Below are 16,341 nucleotides of genomic sequence, written 5' to 3'. Positions count from 1 at the left end.
ATAAATTAAATGTCGCCTAATAACAAAAAAAAATTAAATATAATTAGAGTTAAGCTTGATAAACTTGATAATAAGCTTCTTTCTCTGATTAAATACAGAACAGGCCTAGTAAAAGAGGTGCTTAAGTTAAAAGAGTTTAAAAAAGAAATAGTTGACCAAAAAAGAATTAATTTTATCCTTAACAAAATTAAAGGAAAATCAAAAAAATTAAAAATCGATCCAAAAATCACTAATAGAATATGGAAAAATATGATCTGGTCATATATCGACTACGAGAGAAGAAATTTTAAAAAAAAATAATTACTTGCTATGTGGTGGAAGTTTTTTTTCCACAAAAGTTTCATGTTTTCTAGTTGCAGGATTATATTTTTTAGCAGACAGCTTTACTTTAGCTTTTTCACCACCAGCAGGTTTTTTAACATAATAAAAGAATGGACTGTCAGGTTTAGACTCTGGAACAAGTCTAACTTTTACGTGTGTTTTTTTAGCCATATTATTTTAAATTTTTTAAGTTTTTTACAATTTTAGAAATTTTAACTAATTTATTTCTTAAATTAACAGCTTTTATAGAATTATTTGCAATTTCGTCAAGTTCTAAAGACTCGCCTCCATTTAGGATCTTTTTTACACCATTAATTGTCATACCCTGTTCTTTAAGAAGAAATTTAACTTTTTTAAGAAGATTAATGCAGTTTTCATCATAATATCTTCTGTTTGAGTTTAAGATTTTAGGTTTAATTTGCTTAAATTGAGTTTCCCAAAATCTAATCGTATGAGTTGGTAGAATACCTTTTTTGTTAGTTTTTAGATTTAATATTTTTGCAACCTCGCCTATTGTTTTGTAAGCACTGTCAGATTTATCCATTATCTTTTAAATTTATAAATTCTTTAAATTCTTTTGATGGCCTAAACAACACAACATTTCTTGAAGAAATCATTTTAGTCTCTTTAGTTTTTGGGTTTCTGCCTATTCGAGATTTTTTTTGTCTAATAGAAAAAGTTCCAAATTTAGATAATTTTAATTTTTTTTCTTGTTTAATATTAGTGACAATTGTCGCTAGAAAATCTTCAATAAGGTTTTCAGAGATTTGTTTTGAAAAACCTAGCTGCATATATACTAAATTAACTAAGTCTTTTTTAGTTAAGTTTATTCTCATTAGTTTAAATATTTTGCTTAATCTTTTCTATCAAATTACCTTTTACAATTCTATGACAAACATCTAAAGAGTTTGAAAAACCAATATAATCAGTTCCACCGTGACTTTTTACGACCGGTGAATCAAGTCCAATGAATATAGCGCCATTATAAAGCCTAGGATCTAAACGTTTTTTAAACTTTCTTAAATTTGAGATATTTAACAAAGATGAGATTTTTCCAATTATTGATCCCGTCATAGCTTTTTTAAGTTCACTTGTAATAAAATTAGCAGTGCCTTCGGCAGTTTTTAAGGCTACATTTCCTGTAAAACCATCAGAAACAATCACATTGACCTCTCCATCCATTAAGTGATTTCCTTCTATATAACCTGAAAAATTATAATTTTTAGATTTCTTATCATTTAAAATTTGATAAGTTTCTTTGATAGTTTCATTTCCTTTTAGTTCTTCTGATCCAATATTTAGTAAACCTACATTTGGCTTATCGCCTGGATATAATGAAGTAAAAAGAGATGCACCCATTATAGAAAAATCTAATAAATTTTTAGAGCTACACTCAATATTTGCACCCAAATCCAATACAACACTCATACCTTTTTTGTTTGGCCATAAAGCAGACAATGCTGGCTTATCAATATTTTCTATCATCTTAAGATTAAGTTTTGAAATAACAAGTAAAGCTCCAGTGTTACCTGCTGATACTACAATATCTGCCTCTTTTTTTTTAACACTATCTATTGCAAGCCACATACTTGTATTTTTACCTCTTTTAGCTCCCTCTAGTGGGCTATCAGTACTTTTAACTACATCAGTTGTGTGGATGATTTTATAAAATTCATTATTAATTTTATCTCCAATTAGACTTATAATTTTATCTCTATCTCCAAAAATTTTATAAAAAACATTTTTATTCGATTTGTGATTTAGCAATATGCCATCAATAATTTTTTTAGGGGAGTTATCGCCGCCCATTGCATCTACTGCAACTTTAATCAGATCTGTCATTTTAGATTTATATTATTCTTTTGGGTCTAAAACTTGTCTACCCTTATACATTCCAGTTTTTAAATCTAAATGATGAGATAACCGGTACTCACCAGATTTTTTATCTTCAACGATATTCTTTGTTGAATATTTCATAGTTTGAGCTCTTCTCATTCCAGTTCTGGACGGGGTTTGTTTACGTTTTGGTACAGCCATAATTATTGGTTACTTACACTTTTTAAGTAAGAATTCAAAGTTTTTTTTGATAAATCTTCATTAAATAGTTCGAAATAATCAAGCAAATGATGCTTTTCTTTAAAATCGCTTAAAAAAATTGAAAACTTTTCAATTTTCTGTGTTCTTGTTAAATTCCTCCAAAAATGTATTTCTGAAACCATTGCGTGAAATAAATTTATATAATCTTTCATCTTTTTATTAATTGATTGATCTCCATAACCTATTTCTCTAATGCTAAGCTCAAGTTGCCTGAAGTTAAAATCATAAATCTCTTGTAAAATAATCTTATTTTCCTCATTTTTAAAATTTTTTAAAAAAAAAGCAAAATGTAATAAAAATAGGGTTAAACGATCTGAAAAATTATCATCTCTATCCAGAGATTTATATAAATCTTTATTTCTAGTTAATTTAATCAAATTGTTATAAATATTAAGATATTTTTTACTCATGATAAAAATATTATATATAATTTTTCTTTCATTAATAGTTTCAAATTGTTCATTAAAGAAAGTAGTTAAACATCATGGGGTCCCATTTTTAGATAAAAAACAATCATCTTTATCTATTAATGAAACTAATAAAAATGACATTTTAAGAATTTTAGGAAATCCATCTACCAAAAGTAAATTTGATAACGATGTATGGATTTACATTGAAAGAAAACAAACTCAGTCGGAATTAAAAAATTTTGGTAGAATGAAAATATATGAAAATAACGTATTAGTATTGGAAATTGACAGATTTGGAGTACTCAGAAAAAAAGATCTGTATGATAAAAATGATATGAAAAATATCAAGCTCGTTGATGCTACTACAGAAAGTGGATTTAAAAGAAACGCTTTTGTCTATGATTTTATGTCTAGTATGAGACAGAAGATTAATGACCCTCTTGGTCAGAGGGCCAAAAAACGTAAAGAAATTAGCCAGCGATAACAGCCAATAAAAGTAAAGCTACAATATTTGTAATTTTAATCATTGGGTTAACGGCAGGACCTGCTGTATCTTTATATGGATCTCCCACAGTATCACCTGTTACAGCAGCTTTGTGCGCCTCTGAACCTTTTCCACCATGATTTCCATCTTCGATATACTTTTTAGCATTATCCCAAGCGCCACCACCAGCAGTCATTGAAACAGCAACAAATAACCCTGTGATAATGACTCCTAACAACATTGCGCCCACAGCAGCTAAAGCAGCTACTTGTCCGCCAATTGCAAGAATTATAAAATAAAGAACAACTGGAGATAAGACAGGTAATAAAGATGGTATAATCATCTCTTTAATTGCTGCTACAGTTAAAAGATCAACTAATTTAGCATAATCTGGTTTTTGTTTTCTTTTCATAATGCCAGGAAACTTTTTAAATTGTCTTCTAACTTCAATTACAACGGCACCACCTGCTCTTCCAACAGCTTGCATTCCCATTGAACCAAATAAGTACGGAAGCATTCCGCCTATCAACAAGCCAACAACTACATAAGGATTTGATAAATCAAAAGTTACAACAATACCTTCTAATTTAGAGCCAGCTACACCAGAGAAATGTTTAATATCCTCTACATAAGCTGCAAACAAAACTAGAGCACCTAAACCAGCAGATCCGATAGCATAACCTTTGGTAACAGCTTTAGTGGTATTACCAACAGCATCGAGAGCATCAGTTGTTTTTCTTACTTTTTTATCTAAGTTAGACATTTCAGCAATTCCACCAGCGTTATCAGTAACTGGTCCATAAGCATCAAGAGCAACGACCATCCCAGCTAAAGCTAACATGGTAGTTACAGCAATTGCTATCCCAAATAGTCCAGCGATTGAATTTGTAGCTAAAATTCCAGCAACAATAATTAACGCAGGTACAGCAGTTGCTTCCATAGAAACAGCTAAGCCTTGAATAACATTAGTACCGTGACCTGTTGTCGACGAAGCAGCAACAGATTTAACAGGTCTATAATTCGTACCAGTGTAATATTCAGTGATCCAGATTAATAAACCAGTAATTATAAGACCAATTATTCCACAGTAATACAAGCTCATTCCAGTAAAATTTTTTCCATTAACATTATATTCAGTAGCAAATCCAATTACATGATCTGTCACTGGGTATAAAATTACTATTGAAGAAATAGCGGATACAACAAAACCTTTATATAAAGCATTCATTACATTTTTGTCTTTTCCAAGTTTAACAAAAAATGTTCCTAAAATTGAAGTTAAGATACAAGCACCACCAATTGTTAGTGGATAAATCATCATGCTCATATCTCCTTGAAAGAAAATTGATGACAAAACCATTGTTGCAACTATTGTAACTGCATAAGTTTCAAATAAATCAGCAGCCATTCCAGCACAATCACCAACATTATCTCCAACGTTATCAGCAATTACAGCAGGGTTTCTAGGATCATCCTCTGGAATACCAGCTTCAACTTTACCTACTAAGTCAGCGCCTACATCAGCACCTTTAGTAAATATTCCACCACCTAATCTTGCAAAAATTGAGATAAGAGAAGCACCAAAACCTAATGCAACAAGAGCATTAACTATTTCTCTTTCATCAATATTAAATTTTAATAAATAATAATAATAAACAGCGATAGCCAACAACGCTAACCCTGCAACCAACATGCCTGTTACAGCGCCTGATTTAAATGCAACAGATAAACCTTGAGCAAGACCTTTTCTAGAAGCTTCTGCTGTTCTAACATTGGCTTCAACAGAGACAAGCATACCAACATAACCAGCAATACCAGATAACGCAGCACCAACTAAATATCCTAAACCTACTAAAGGACTAAAAGCAACACTTACAATTACTAGAACAACTACACCAACAATTGCTATTGTTTTGTATTGTCTTGCCAGATAAGCTTTAGCACCAATTTGAATTGCTGATGCTATATCTTGCATTTTTGCATTACCTGCACTTTGATTTAAAATATTTTTTCCAGTAAAAAATCCATAAACTATAGATAAAAAACCAGCTCCGATTGTGTATAATAAAATAGTCTCGACTGTTGCGCTCATATAAACCTTAAGGTTGTTAGTTGTTAAATTTTAAGCCCGGACAATACAAAAAAAGCTAAAAAAGACAATAATTAACTTTTAGAATTGGTGTTCATAGCCATGACTTTTAACAAGTAAATGCTTACCTTTTTCACTCATGATAGCTGATTTTTTCTTATTTGAAGTAATTTTACCAATTTTGGTTATTTTGATACCAAGTTTTCTTGATGTGCGTGAAATGATTCTGGATTTGTCAACACTGGCTGTAAATAAAATCTGATAATCATCTCCATTTGATATAAAATTTGATTTTCTAAGTTTATTCTTTTTAAGAAAAGAGTTCAAATTTTTAGATATTGGAATTTTTTCTTCATAAATTTTATATGATAATCTCTGTTTATTTATCATTTTTTCAAGATCATCTATCAGACCATCAGAAACATCTATTGATGAGTTAGCAAATCTTAATAATGCCGTTGTTAACTTTATTTGAATATCAGGTTCGAAGTATTTTTTTACAAAATAATTTTCAATTATTTTTGTTGAACTAATTTTATTTTGTAAAATTTTTAAACCAACAAAACTATCGCCAAGATTACCAGTTACATATATGTCATCATTAAGTTTTGCTTTATTTCTAAAAATAATCTTTTTTGAAAAACCAACAGAAGTTATTGAAAAACTTAATTTGTTTGAAAAAGTTGTGTCACCTCCACATAAAAAAATTCCATATTTATTTTGCTCGTGTTTTAATGAATTTGAAATTTTTGATAAATTTTTATTTGTAAATGTCTTTTTATTGCCACTGCCTGATATAAAATAATATTTTGGAGAAACACCTTTGCATATTAGATCAGAAATAGATGATCTCAAAATCTTTTTAATAACTAAATCTGGTCTTTTAAAATTTAGAAAATGAACTCCCTCATTGTATGTGTCAATTGAGATAACAAGAGATCTATTTTTATCAAAGAAAACATCATCATTTAAATTTAATGAAGATTTATTTGATTTAGATAATTTTGAAAAATACTTTTTAATTAACTCAAATTCACGCATTTGAAGTTCTTAATTTTTTACCAACATTGTCCAGTAATGCATTTAGATATTTAGTCTGAGAATCTTCTAAAAAAAAATTAGATGAGTCTAAATATTCTTTGATTATGATATTGATAGAAATATTTGGTTTATATAAAAATTCATATGTTGCTGCTTTTAATATAGTTTGAAAAACTTTATCTAAATTGTCTACAACAAACCCATCTCCAAGTTTATTGTTTAATTCGTCTAATATTAGATCATTGCGCTCTATTGTTCCATAAACAATATCTTTAATAAATTTTTTAAATCTATGTTTTGGAAATTCTATATCATTGTCTTCATTATAAAATTTACCATATAGTTTTTGGATTATAATTACTCTTGGATTATTTTTTGGATTATAATGAGTTTTCATTTTTGGGATAAAATTGAATTTACAGCCATAGCTGCTTCAGCACCCTTTTTTTTTCTGAATTTAGCCTGACTCATATTTAAACAAGTTATAATCCCATTTCCAATTGGTTTTTTGTTAAGTACAGATAAATCCATAATAGCATTTGTCGAAGCTTGAGATATGAAATCAAAATGAGGAGTTTCACCTTTAATAACGCAGCCAAGTGCTAAAAAAGCGTCATATTTTTTAATATTTTTTGATATTGTTACTGGTATTTCAAAAACACCCGGAACACAAACAATCTTAACAATATTTGATTTTGGAATTAATTTTAAAGCACTATCAAGAAGACCTTTTGCTATATCCTTATAGTAATCTGCCACAACTATTAAACATTTTTTTTTCATTAAATAATTTCTTGTTTAGTAATTCTTATACCATAACCATCCAAACCTATAACTTTTTTAGGAGATTTTGAAATTAAGGTCATTTTTTTTATTTTTAAATCTTTAATTATCTGAGCACCAATACCATAATTTCTAATTAATTTATCTTTTCCTTTTTTATAAAAATCTTTATTTTTATAGTCTTTTAAAGTTTGGGTAACAGATCTTAGATTGGTATCTTTTATGAATATCAAAACGCAACTGTTAAATTTTTTAAAATAATTAAGTGTCTTATTAAAAGAATTTGGTAATTGCTGGTTTATTAAATAATTTTGCACAACGTTAGACGAAATAACTCTTACTCTTGGCGTTATACTTTTTTTTATAGTTCCTTTAATTAGGGCAAAATGTTCTGATCCATCAAGAAGATTTTCATAAATTCGTATTTTGTATTTTTGATTTTTAACTATGATAAAACTTTGTTTTTTTAATTTGATTAATTTTTCTTTTTTTAATCTGTAAGCAATTAAATCCTCAATTTTACCGATCTTTAATTTATGTCTTTTTGCAAAATCAAATAAATTTTGGCCTTTAGCCATTGATCCATCTTCATTCATAATTTCACAAATTACTGCTGAATTATTTTTTTTGGCTAATTTAGATATATCTACTGAAGCCTCTGTGTGGCCAGCTCTAACCAAAACACCACCGTCTTTTGCTATTATTGGAAATATATGACCTGGTGAAACAATATCGCTTTTCTTAACATTTTTTTTTGAGGCGATACTAATTGTTTTGGCTCTATCTTTTGCTGAAATTCCTGTGGTAATACCCTTTTTTGCTTCAATTGATATTGCAAAGGCAGTTTTGTTTCGAGATTGATTGTTAGATGACATTAAAGATAAATTTAATCTTTTAGCTTGAGCAGTATCTAATGCTAAACAAATTAAACCTCGACCATACTTAGCCATAAAATTTATATTTTTTGCATTTGAATTAGATGTTGAGATAATCAAATCTCCTTCATTTTCTCTTTTTTCATCGTCAACAAGAATAAACATGCCGCCTTTTTTAGCTACATTGATGATGGTTTCGATTGATGCAAAATTATTTTTTGTCATTAAAATAATTTCTAACGTATTTAGATAAGATATCTATCTCTATATTAACAAGATCATTTTTCTTAAGAGCTGCTAAATTTGTTTCATTGTATGTGTGAGGTATAATCCAAATTTGAAAGCCTTTTTTTAAAACCTTTGATATTGTAAGAGATATACCATTTACGCATATTGATGCTTTTTCAATTAAGTTTTTTCGTTCTTTGATTGGAATTTGGAATTCAAATAGATAAGATTTATCAATTTTCTTAATGTTTAATATACGTGCAACAGTATCTACGTGACCTTGGCATATGTGTCCTGAAATTTTTGTTCCATAACTTAATGGTAACTCAAGATTTAAAATATCATTATTTTTTAAAAATTTAAATTTAGATCTAACAAGAGTTTCGTTTGAGAGATAAAATTCCATTAATTTTGATTTAAATGAAATTAAAGTAAGACAAACTCCATCACAAGCAACTGACAAACCGATGTCTTTTTTATTTAATTTAAAATTACTTTTTACAAATATATTAATACCCTTGGGTCTTTTTAATATTTTCAATATTGTGCCCTGGTTATATATTATTCCGTTAAACATTTTAATTTTTATACAAAGTTATCGCATCTTTACCAAAATTTAATTTTAAATTTAATCTATTTTTATAATTTTTTTTAAGGTCTTTTAAGGCAGTAAACTCCTTATATTCGACGAGTTTAGATAAGATTTTTTTACTTTTGAATAAATAAAACTTATTAAATAATCTTTTATTGATAAGATGAGTTGTTAATTCATTTCCTCCTTCAATCAAAATATTTCTTGTACCTAAAGCATATATCTTTTTAAAGATAACCTTCATATCAAATTTTTTATCTTTAGATAATTTTGATTTTATTAATATAATCTTATTTTTTTTAAATTCTTTAATTTTTGATCTATTTGCCTCATTATAAAAAACTATAGTGTTGTTTTTTTTAATACTTTTAAATAAAAAACTTTGTGTATTAAGATTTAATTTATTATCTAAAATAATTCTTCTGGGAGAGAAATTTTTTACATTTTTTAATCTACAATTTAACTTTGAATCATCTTTATTGAGAGTTTTGCAAGAAACCATAATAGAATCATTTTTATACCTTAATAGATGAGTAAAATTATCTGATAGATAATTTGTTATTCTTTTATTCCCTTTACTATAAATCAAATTATTTTTTGATATCGCGATTTTACCTGTCACAAAAGGAAGTTCATATTTTCTATTATAAAAATAAGAATTATAGAATTCTTTAATTTTATCTTTAAGTAAGCCTGTTTTAACAATAATCTTTTTTGAATTTAAAATTTTTTTTGATTTTCCTTTCACTCTTCTATCGACATCATTTACTGAATAAATAACCTCACTTATTTTTGACTTAATAATTACTGATGTGCATGGTGATGTAATACCTTGATGACAACATGGTTCTAACGTTACATACATTTTTGAACCTTGGACATCTTCATAACAGTTTTTAATTGCATTATATTCAGCATGTGGTCTTCCATTTAAAGATGTTTGACCAATAGATATTATTTTGTCATCTTTTACAATTACACAACCTACAGAAGGATTTGGTCCTGTGTGACCCTCTCGAGATTTTGCTAAATCAAGAGCAAGCTCCATATATAGTTTATCTTTTATTGAAAATTTATCTTTTTTTGTAGACATCAAGCTTGTCAACAAATTGTACAAAATCTTTTTCTTCTCTAAAGTTTCTATAAACTGAAGCAAATCGAACATATGCAACAGGATCCAGTTCCTTAAGACCTTCCATCACCATTGTTCCGATCGTATTTGTTGAAATTTCACTTTGCCCAAGTTCTTCTAAAGCTCTTGAAATCTTACTTATAAATTTTTCGGCCGTTTCTGTGTCTATAGGTCGTTTTTTAAGAGCGATATAAATTGATTTAGACAATTTATCTCTATCAAAGGAAGATTTTCTTCCATTCTTTTTTACAACCATAATTTCTCTAAACTGGACTCTTTCAAATGTTGTAAAACGAGCTCCACAAACGCAAAGTCTTCTTCTTCTAATAGCAGTACCGTCTTCAGTTGGACGAGAATCAACAACTGAGGTTTCACCTTTTTTACAAATTGAACAAATCATTTATTATAAGTTTTTATATATTGGAAATGATGAGGTTAAAGAAATAACTTCATTTTTAACTTCATTTTCAATCTTGGAATTATCAGTTGGATTTTCTGATAATCCTTTTAAATTTCTAGTTATCAGCTCACCTACAGTTTTAAATTCATTTAAACCAAAACCTCTAGTAGTTGCTGCTTGCGTACCCAGTCTAATACCTGATGTAATCATGGGTTTTTCTGCATCAAAAGGAATTCCATTTTTATTACAAGTTATATTTGCTCTTGATAAACTTTCTGCTGCTAAGTTTCCTTTAACATTGTAAGGTCTTAAGTCTACCAACATTAAATGGGTATCAGTTCCATCCGAATAAATCTTGAAACCGTTATTTTTTAAAGTCTCTGCTAATATTTTAGCGTTTGATAAAACCGATTTAATATAATCTTTAAACTCTGGTTGTAATGCCTCTAAGAATCCGGCAGCTTTAGCTGCTATGATATGCATTAAAGGTCCACCTTGATAACCTGGAAATACAGCAGTATTAAATTTTTTAGAAAGCTCTTCATGATTAGTAAGTATTATACCACCTCTTGCACTTCTAAATACTTTATGGGTCGTTGAGGTAACTACATGAGCATGTTCGCAAGGATTAGGATACCCTTGACCAGCAACTAGACCTGAAAAGTGTGCCATATCAACCATCAGGTATGCGCCTACTTTGTCTGCAATTTCTCTAAATCTTTTAAAATCGATAACTCTTGAATAAGCACTACCACCAGCTATGATTAATTTTGGTTTATGCTCCAAAGCAAGTTTTTCAACATTATCATAATCAATAAGTTCAGAATCTTTATCTACATCATATCCAATTGCATTAAACCATTTACCTGACATTGAAATTTTTAACCCATGTGTAATATGACCTCCAGAATTTAAACTCATTCCCATAAAAGTATCACCTGGATTCAGTAAAGCTAAAAATACAGCACCATTTGCCTGAGCACCAGAATGAGGCTGAGCATTTGCAAATTTGCAATTAAATAATTCTTTTAATCTTTCTATTGCTAAATTTTCAGCAACATCAACATGTTCACAGCCATTATAATATCTTTTACCAGGGTAACCTTCTGCATATTTATTTGTTAAAACTGAACCCTGAGCTTCCAGAACTGCTTGAGAAACTATATTTTCAGAGGCTATTAGCTCTATATGTTGTTGTTGTCTGATTAATTCATCTTTGATAGATTTATAAAGTTCTGGATCTTTTAAAGACAAACTATCTTCAAAAAAACTTCTGTAACTATCATTTATATAATTTTTTTCACTAGACATAATTATATTTTCTTTATTCTTTTTAAATGTCTTCCACCATCAAATTTAGTATTTAAAAAAACACTCACACAACTTAAAGCAATTCTTTTAGTCAATAACCTAGAGCCTAATGTAATGATATTTGCATCATTATGCAATCTCGATAATTTTGTTGATTTCAAATTAAAACATTGTGCTGCACGAATATTTTTATGTCTATTCGCCGCAATATTCATCCCCATGCCTGAGCCACAAACCAAAATACCAACATTATTTTTATTAGTTTTAACTTTTCTGGCTACTTTATGAGCAAAATCAGGGTAATCAACACTGTCATCATTATAAGGGCCCATATCCTGAAAGGATATTTTTTTTTTGATAAGTGTGATTTTATAACTTCTTTTAATTTATAACCAGCGTGATCTGATGAAATATATATTTTTTTCAAATTAATTAAATTTATGATCTAATACGCAAGCAACTAGGTGAATTCTATTTTCTTCACCACCATTAAATGCATTATGATATTTAGTATTATTTGTAATCCAAACAGAACCATCAGCAGGCAAATGTTTTGCGACATTATCTATAACCATATGACATCCAGGGTTTGTAATTATCGGAATGTGTAATCGTGGCTCTGGGTCTCTGTGCCAACTTAAAGTAGATCTTGGTTGTTTTAATAAAATTCTAATTCTCCCTAATTTATATTTTGATGACAACACATCAAAAACTTCTTTAAAATAAGTTTTTTTATAATCGTTAATAAATTCTGAATAAGCAGACTCGTTTATCTTCTCGTCTCTAATTTGTTCTTTTCCTGAAGAGTCTGGGTAAGTCCAAAAAACTCCTCTCGCTTTGTGCCCTTTTATTGACTCAGGATCGCCAGGAATTTGAGTTAAAGATATAGCTCCAAAGTTAGTAATACCTTCGGGACCATCAAAATTCTTAATCTTTACAATTTCATTATATGCTTTTTGTAATTCTTTAATGTTAAAATTTACGTCTTGTTTTTGGAAATCTTGGAAATCTAGCGTCATAATATTTATATTTTTACCCTTAATAATTGTTTAATACCCTTTTTAAGCTATATTTGTATATTACATTTGTCGCATTTTGAAAGAAAAATTAAAACATGATAATAGGAAAATATCCAAACTTGAGACTTAGACGCAATAGAAAGTATTCTTGGTCTAGAAAATTAATTCAAGAAAATACATTAAGTCCAAGTGACTTCATATTACCTATTTTTCTTATAGATGGATCTAATAAAAAAGAATCAATAAAATCAATGCCTGGTGTTTATCGATATACAATTAACAGATTGTCTCAAATTATAGATAGAGCAATTAAAAAAGAAATACCAATGGTAGCTCTTTTTCCTAAAACTAAAAATAATTTAAAAAATGAAATTGGATCAGAGTCACTTAATGAAAACAACTTAGTTTGTAAAGCAATAATAGAAATTAAAAAAAAATTTAAAAATCAAATAGGAATAATGTGTGACGTAGCTTTGGATCCATATACATCACATGGTCATGATGGTTTAATAAAATCAAATCAAATTATAAACGATGAAACGATAGAAGTTTTGGTCAACCAATCTTTGTTACAAGCTGAAATGGGTTGTGATGTGTTAGCACCATCTGACATGATGGATGGAAGAATTGGAAAAATAAGAAAAGCCTTGGATAAATCAAAATTTCAAAATGTTCAGATCCTATCTTATGCAGCTAAATATGCGTCAAGTTTTTATGGTCCATTTAGAGATGCTGTAGGTTCAAAAGGATCACTAAAAGGAGATAAAAAAACATATCAAATGGATTTTAGAAATAGTGACGAAGCTATTAGAGAAGTTGCACTAGATATTAAAGAAGGTGCGGATATGGTTATGGTGAAGCCAGGGATGCCTTATTTGGATATTATTAAATCAATTAAAGAAAAATTTAAAATACCAGTATTTGCATATCAGGTATCAGGTGAATACAGTTTAATTTCAAATGCAATACAAAAAAAATTAATTAATGAAGACGCTGTTTTTGAAAGCTTAGTTGCTTTTAAAAGAGCTGGAGCTAGTGCTATCGTTAGTTATTATGCGGATAGAATTGATAAAATTATAAAATAACTACTTCAAAGAATTAATAAATAACAATCTATTATTTGGATAATTTAAATTATTTGGTTTTAAAATGGTTTTGTCGAGATAATCTCCAACTAACTTCAAGCCATTCAACAAAGTTTTTAAATCACTTACTTCCAATTCTTTTTCAATTAAAAAATTAGGCACATATTTTTTTTCTGTTGAAGAACTTGCATAATAAACAGTTTTATTTTCAACTATATCTTTTTCAACAAAGTTTTCTAGCTCAAGATCGTATCCAAGAATTTTTAGTAGATCCAATTCCCAAAAAATATATTTTTTTAACCAATGTTTATCTTTTAAAATTGAGAAAAGATTTTCTATTATCTTATAAACTTGAATATTAGCTTGGGACTCAGCAGTTAAAATTTTGATCAAGTTTGTTGCAGATGTAATACATGATAATTTTTGCTTGTGATCAAAATATAAAGGGCTGTAAGCATTTAAAATCTCTACTTTAAAATATCCAATTCTATTATCGCTTTTAGAATTATAGTTAACATGCAATCTATTTCCTATTTGAAGATAATTCTTTATTTTTTTAGATGTGCCTCCAAAAATTATGCCAGATATTTTTCCATGATCTTTTGTATATAATTCGGCAATTAAAGAATTCTCACTATATCTATTTTTGCTAATTAAAAAACCTTCATCAATCCAGTTCATAAATTTATAATCTTATACTTTTTAAACATGCAATGGCAGCATTTTGTTCAGCCTCTTTTTTAGATTTACCTAACCCAAAAAAATATTTTGAATTTGGAAGTTTAACACCAACTTTAAATGATGGTTTGTGACGAGGTCCAGTGCTAGAGATAAGTTTATAACTAGGCAACTTTTTAAAATTTTTTAACGCTAACTCTTGTAATTTTGTTTTAGCATCAATTTGTGTAACAACACTCTCCTTAATTTTATTCTTCCATAAATTTAAGATTACTTTTTCAGCCACAATTATGCCTTTATCAAGATATATTGCTCCAATTAAAGCTTCACAACCATCTGACACGATCTTATCTTCAATTTTAATTTTTTTATTTTTTGGATTAAAAGTTAGAATAAATTTTTCTAAATTAATTTTTTTTGCTATCTCTAAACATGTTTTTTTGTTTACAAGGGATGCAAATTTTTTATCAAGTATGCCCTCTTTTTCATCTGGATAAGCTTCTAAAAGTTTTTTAGCTATAACTAATCCTAAAACCCTATCTCCTAAAAATTCTATTTTTTCGTTATTTTTGTTTGTATCAAAACTTTTATGTGTAAGAGAATGTATTAATAAATCTAAATTTTTAAATTTAACATTAATTTTTTTTTGTAAATCCTGATAATTTATATTCATTAATTAATTCGATTAAAAGTTCTATTAAATCTAATTGATTTAGGCCATTTCCAAAAAGCAAAAATACTTCCTATCTTTCTATCAGATGAAAAAAAAATAAATTGAGCTTTTCCAACAAGATTATCTTTATGAACATAGCCAACACTTGTTAAAAATCTGCTATCTTTGGAACAATCCCTGTTATCTCCAAGAAAAAAATAGTGATCCTCCGGTACTATAAAAACATCTGAGTTTTGATAGGTATAATCTTTTAAATAAACTGTATGAAATTTTTTTCCATTAGATAACTTTTCTTCAAATCTATAGACATCAATAGTTCTGTTACCACAATTTATCTCTAACTTATTTTTAACTCTAGATTTCATTATCTCACTATTATTCAAATATAAATTAGCGTCTATGAACTGGACTCTATCTCCCGGTAATCCAATTAATCTTTTAATATAATCTGTTCTGTTATCTGCTGGTGTTTTAAAGACTATTACATCACCTCTCTCTGGACTATTAAATAAAATTCTTTTGTTTAAAATGGGTGGGCTAAATGGAAATGAGTGTTTGCTGTAACCATATGAATACTTAGTTACAAAAAGTCTATCACCCACAAGTAATGTTGGCTCCATTGATGATGATGGAATATAAAACGGCTGTATTAACAAAGATCTTATTACAATAGCAATGATTAAAGCATAAAAAAGCGTTTTTATGTTTTCAGAAAAAAAATCTTTGTCTAGTTTCATATTGTTTGAATTATAGTAAATGCTGTTGAATATTTCTTTTCATCAGAAATTGATAGAAAACAATTAAAATCTCTAACATTAAATTTTTTCTTAATTATTTTGGTGATTTTTTTTGTTTTAACATAATAGGGCTTTCCAAGTTTATCATTCATTACCTCTATATCTTTAAAATTTAAATTATTTCTAAATCCTGTTCCTATAGCTTTAGCAAAAGCTTCTTTGGCCGCAAATCTTTTAGAAAAATAATCAACTTTATTTTTGGATAAGGATGAAAATTTAAGTTCTTTTGAACTATAAATTCTATCTTTAAATTTTGGATTTTTAATTGAGTTTTGAATTCTTTTATTTTCGATTATATCAACGCCAATACCAAGAATTTTCATAAA

The 16,341-nt window shown here is 28.1% G+C and carries 23 protein-coding genes and 1 pseudogene; 3 read left to right on the top strand and 21 right to left on the bottom strand.

The genetic code is table 11. From position 1 onward, the window contains the following. Positions 1-9: 9 nt before the first annotated feature. Positions 10-300 (top strand): chorismate mutase, encoded by a 291-nt coding sequence (locus ACIJYA_RS03150; protein ID WP_435089086.1) that lies wholly within the window; start codon positions 10-12, stop codon positions 298-300. Here the strand turns inward: ACIJYA_RS03150 and ACIJYA_RS03145 are convergent, their stop codons facing one another. The 6 genes from ACIJYA_RS03145 to ACIJYA_RS03120 are packed head-to-tail and all read right to left on the bottom strand — an operon-like array spanning position 301 to position 2,828. Further along, positions 301-492, bottom strand: coding sequence for a 50S ribosomal protein L33 (locus tag ACIJYA_RS03145; protein ID WP_028036963.1), 192 nt, complete (start codon positions 490-492; stop codon positions 301-303). A gap of 1 nt (position 493) precedes the next feature. After that, on the bottom strand, positions 494-865 hold the full coding sequence (locus ACIJYA_RS03140; protein ID WP_435089085.1) for a MerR family transcriptional regulator: 372 nt from the start codon (positions 863-865) through the stop codon (positions 494-496). Continuing rightward, positions 858-1,157, bottom strand: coding sequence for an integration host factor subunit alpha (locus tag ACIJYA_RS03135; protein WP_435089084.1), 300 nt, complete (start codon positions 1,155-1,157; stop codon positions 858-860). The genes ACIJYA_RS03140 and ACIJYA_RS03135 overlap by 8 nt, the downstream gene beginning before the upstream one ends. A gap of 4 nt (positions 1,158-1,161) precedes the next feature. Beyond that, positions 1,162-2,163, bottom strand: a complete 1,002-nt coding sequence (plsX, locus tag ACIJYA_RS03130; protein ID WP_435089083.1) for a phosphate acyltransferase PlsX — start codon at positions 2,161-2,163, stop codon at positions 1,162-1,164. Between the two features lie 12 nt (positions 2,164-2,175). Then, positions 2,176-2,358 (bottom strand): 50S ribosomal protein L32, encoded by a 183-nt coding sequence (rpmF, locus tag ACIJYA_RS03125; protein WP_008544930.1) that lies wholly within the window; start codon positions 2,356-2,358, stop codon positions 2,176-2,178. 2 nt (positions 2,359-2,360) lie between these two features. Next, positions 2,361-2,828 (bottom strand): ubiquinol-cytochrome C chaperone family protein, encoded by a 468-nt coding sequence (locus ACIJYA_RS03120; RefSeq protein WP_435089081.1) that lies wholly within the window; start codon positions 2,826-2,828, stop codon positions 2,361-2,363. Between ACIJYA_RS03120 and bamE the strand changes: the two genes are divergently transcribed. Further along, a complete protein-coding gene (gene bamE / locus ACIJYA_RS03115; protein ID WP_435089080.1) occupies positions 2,827-3,312 on the top strand; it encodes an outer membrane protein assembly factor BamE domain-containing protein in 486 nt (161 codons plus the stop codon). The two genes, ACIJYA_RS03120 and bamE, sit on opposite strands and share 2 nt — an antisense overlap. Here the strand turns inward: bamE and ACIJYA_RS03110 are convergent. The 11 genes and pseudogenes from ACIJYA_RS03110 to ACIJYA_RS03060 all read right to left on the bottom strand — a co-directional run bounded on the left by ACIJYA_RS03110 (position 3,299) and on the right by ACIJYA_RS03060 (position 12,782). Continuing rightward, positions 3,299-5,404, bottom strand: coding sequence for a sodium-translocating pyrophosphatase (locus ACIJYA_RS03110; protein ID WP_435089078.1), 2,106 nt, complete (start codon positions 5,402-5,404; stop codon positions 3,299-3,301). The genes bamE and ACIJYA_RS03110 overlap by 14 nt on opposite strands. A 78-nt stretch (positions 5,405-5,482) precedes the next feature. Beyond that, positions 5,483-6,442: a thiamine-phosphate kinase gene (thiL, locus tag ACIJYA_RS03105; protein WP_435089076.1), complete on the bottom strand. Its 960-nt coding sequence runs from the start codon at positions 6,440-6,442 to the stop codon at positions 5,483-5,485. After that, positions 6,435-6,839, bottom strand: a complete 405-nt coding sequence (locus ACIJYA_RS03100; protein WP_435089075.1) for a transcription antitermination factor NusB — start codon at positions 6,837-6,839, stop codon at positions 6,435-6,437. The genes thiL and ACIJYA_RS03100 overlap by 8 nt, the downstream gene beginning before the upstream one ends. Continuing rightward, complete coding sequence (ribH, locus tag ACIJYA_RS03095; protein ID WP_435089074.1) at positions 6,836-7,225, bottom strand: 6,7-dimethyl-8-ribityllumazine synthase; 390 nt, start codon at positions 7,223-7,225, stop codon at positions 6,836-6,838. The genes ACIJYA_RS03100 and ribH overlap by 4 nt, the downstream gene beginning before the upstream one ends. Next, positions 7,225-8,325 (bottom strand): 3,4-dihydroxy-2-butanone-4-phosphate synthase, encoded by a 1,101-nt coding sequence (gene ribB, locus ACIJYA_RS03090; protein ID WP_435089072.1) that lies wholly within the window; start codon positions 8,323-8,325, stop codon positions 7,225-7,227. The genes ribH and ribB overlap by 1 nt, the downstream gene beginning before the upstream one ends. Next, positions 8,312-8,905 (bottom strand): riboflavin synthase, encoded by a 594-nt coding sequence (locus ACIJYA_RS03085; protein WP_435089070.1) that lies wholly within the window; start codon positions 8,903-8,905, stop codon positions 8,312-8,314. The genes ribB and ACIJYA_RS03085 overlap by 14 nt, the downstream gene beginning before the upstream one ends. 1 nt (position 8,906) lies before the next feature. Beyond that, positions 8,907-10,013 carry a bifunctional diaminohydroxyphosphoribosylaminopyrimidine deaminase/5-amino-6-(5-phosphoribosylamino)uracil reductase RibD gene (gene ribD, locus ACIJYA_RS03080; protein WP_435089069.1) on the bottom strand — a complete coding sequence of 369 codons (1,107 nt, stop codon included), beginning with the start codon at positions 10,011-10,013 and terminating at the stop codon, positions 8,907-8,909. Further along, on the bottom strand, positions 9,994-10,452 hold the full coding sequence (nrdR, locus tag ACIJYA_RS03075; protein WP_271485343.1) for a transcriptional regulator NrdR: 459 nt from the start codon (positions 10,450-10,452) through the stop codon (positions 9,994-9,996). The genes ribD and nrdR overlap by 20 nt, the downstream gene beginning before the upstream one ends. A gap of 3 nt (positions 10,453-10,455) precedes the next feature. Further along, entirely contained in the window at positions 10,456-11,763 is a 1,308-nt protein-coding gene (gene glyA / locus ACIJYA_RS03070) for a serine hydroxymethyltransferase (RefSeq protein ID WP_435089067.1), read from the bottom strand. Between the two features lie 2 nt (positions 11,764-11,765). Beyond that, a pseudogene (rpiB, locus tag ACIJYA_RS03065) lies at positions 11,766-12,190 on the bottom strand (ribose 5-phosphate isomerase B). 1 nt (position 12,191) lies between these two features. Further along, positions 12,192-12,782, bottom strand: coding sequence for an aspartyl/asparaginyl beta-hydroxylase domain-containing protein (locus ACIJYA_RS03060; RefSeq protein ID WP_435089066.1), 591 nt, complete (start codon positions 12,780-12,782; stop codon positions 12,192-12,194). Positions 12,783-12,877: 95 nt separating this feature from the next. On the opposite strand from ACIJYA_RS03060, the gene hemB reads away from it, so the two are divergent. Next, positions 12,878-13,867 carry a porphobilinogen synthase gene (hemB, locus tag ACIJYA_RS03055; protein ID WP_435089065.1) on the top strand — a complete coding sequence of 330 codons (990 nt, stop codon included), beginning with the start codon at positions 12,878-12,880 and terminating at the stop codon, positions 13,865-13,867. Here the strand turns inward: hemB and recO are convergent, their stop codons facing one another. From recO to acpS, 4 genes are read right to left on the bottom strand one after another with little or no spacing between them, the layout of a single operon-like run. Further along, positions 13,868-14,548, bottom strand: a complete 681-nt coding sequence (recO, locus tag ACIJYA_RS03050; protein WP_435089063.1) for a DNA repair protein RecO — start codon at positions 14,546-14,548, stop codon at positions 13,868-13,870. A 4-nt stretch (positions 14,549-14,552) separates the two neighbouring features. After that, a complete protein-coding gene (gene rnc / locus ACIJYA_RS03045) occupies positions 14,553-15,218 on the bottom strand; it encodes a ribonuclease III (RefSeq protein ID WP_435089062.1) in 666 nt (221 codons plus the stop codon). Beyond that, a complete protein-coding gene (gene lepB, locus ACIJYA_RS03040) occupies positions 15,218-15,955 on the bottom strand; it encodes a signal peptidase I (RefSeq protein WP_435089061.1) in 738 nt (245 codons plus the stop codon). The genes rnc and lepB overlap by 1 nt, the downstream gene beginning before the upstream one ends. After that, entirely contained in the window at positions 15,952-16,338 is a 387-nt protein-coding gene (acpS, locus tag ACIJYA_RS03035) for a holo-ACP synthase (RefSeq protein WP_435089060.1), read from the bottom strand. Before acpS ends, lepB begins: the two co-directional genes overlap by 4 nt. Between the last annotated feature and the right edge of the window lie 3 nt (positions 16,339-16,341).

The sequence above is a fragment of the Candidatus Pelagibacter bacterium nBUS_29 genome (genome assembly GCF_051200905.1).
Taxonomy (GTDB): Bacteria; Pseudomonadota; Alphaproteobacteria; order Pelagibacterales; family Pelagibacteraceae; genus Pelagibacter.
This window is presented reverse-complemented; position numbering and strand designations above follow the sequence as displayed.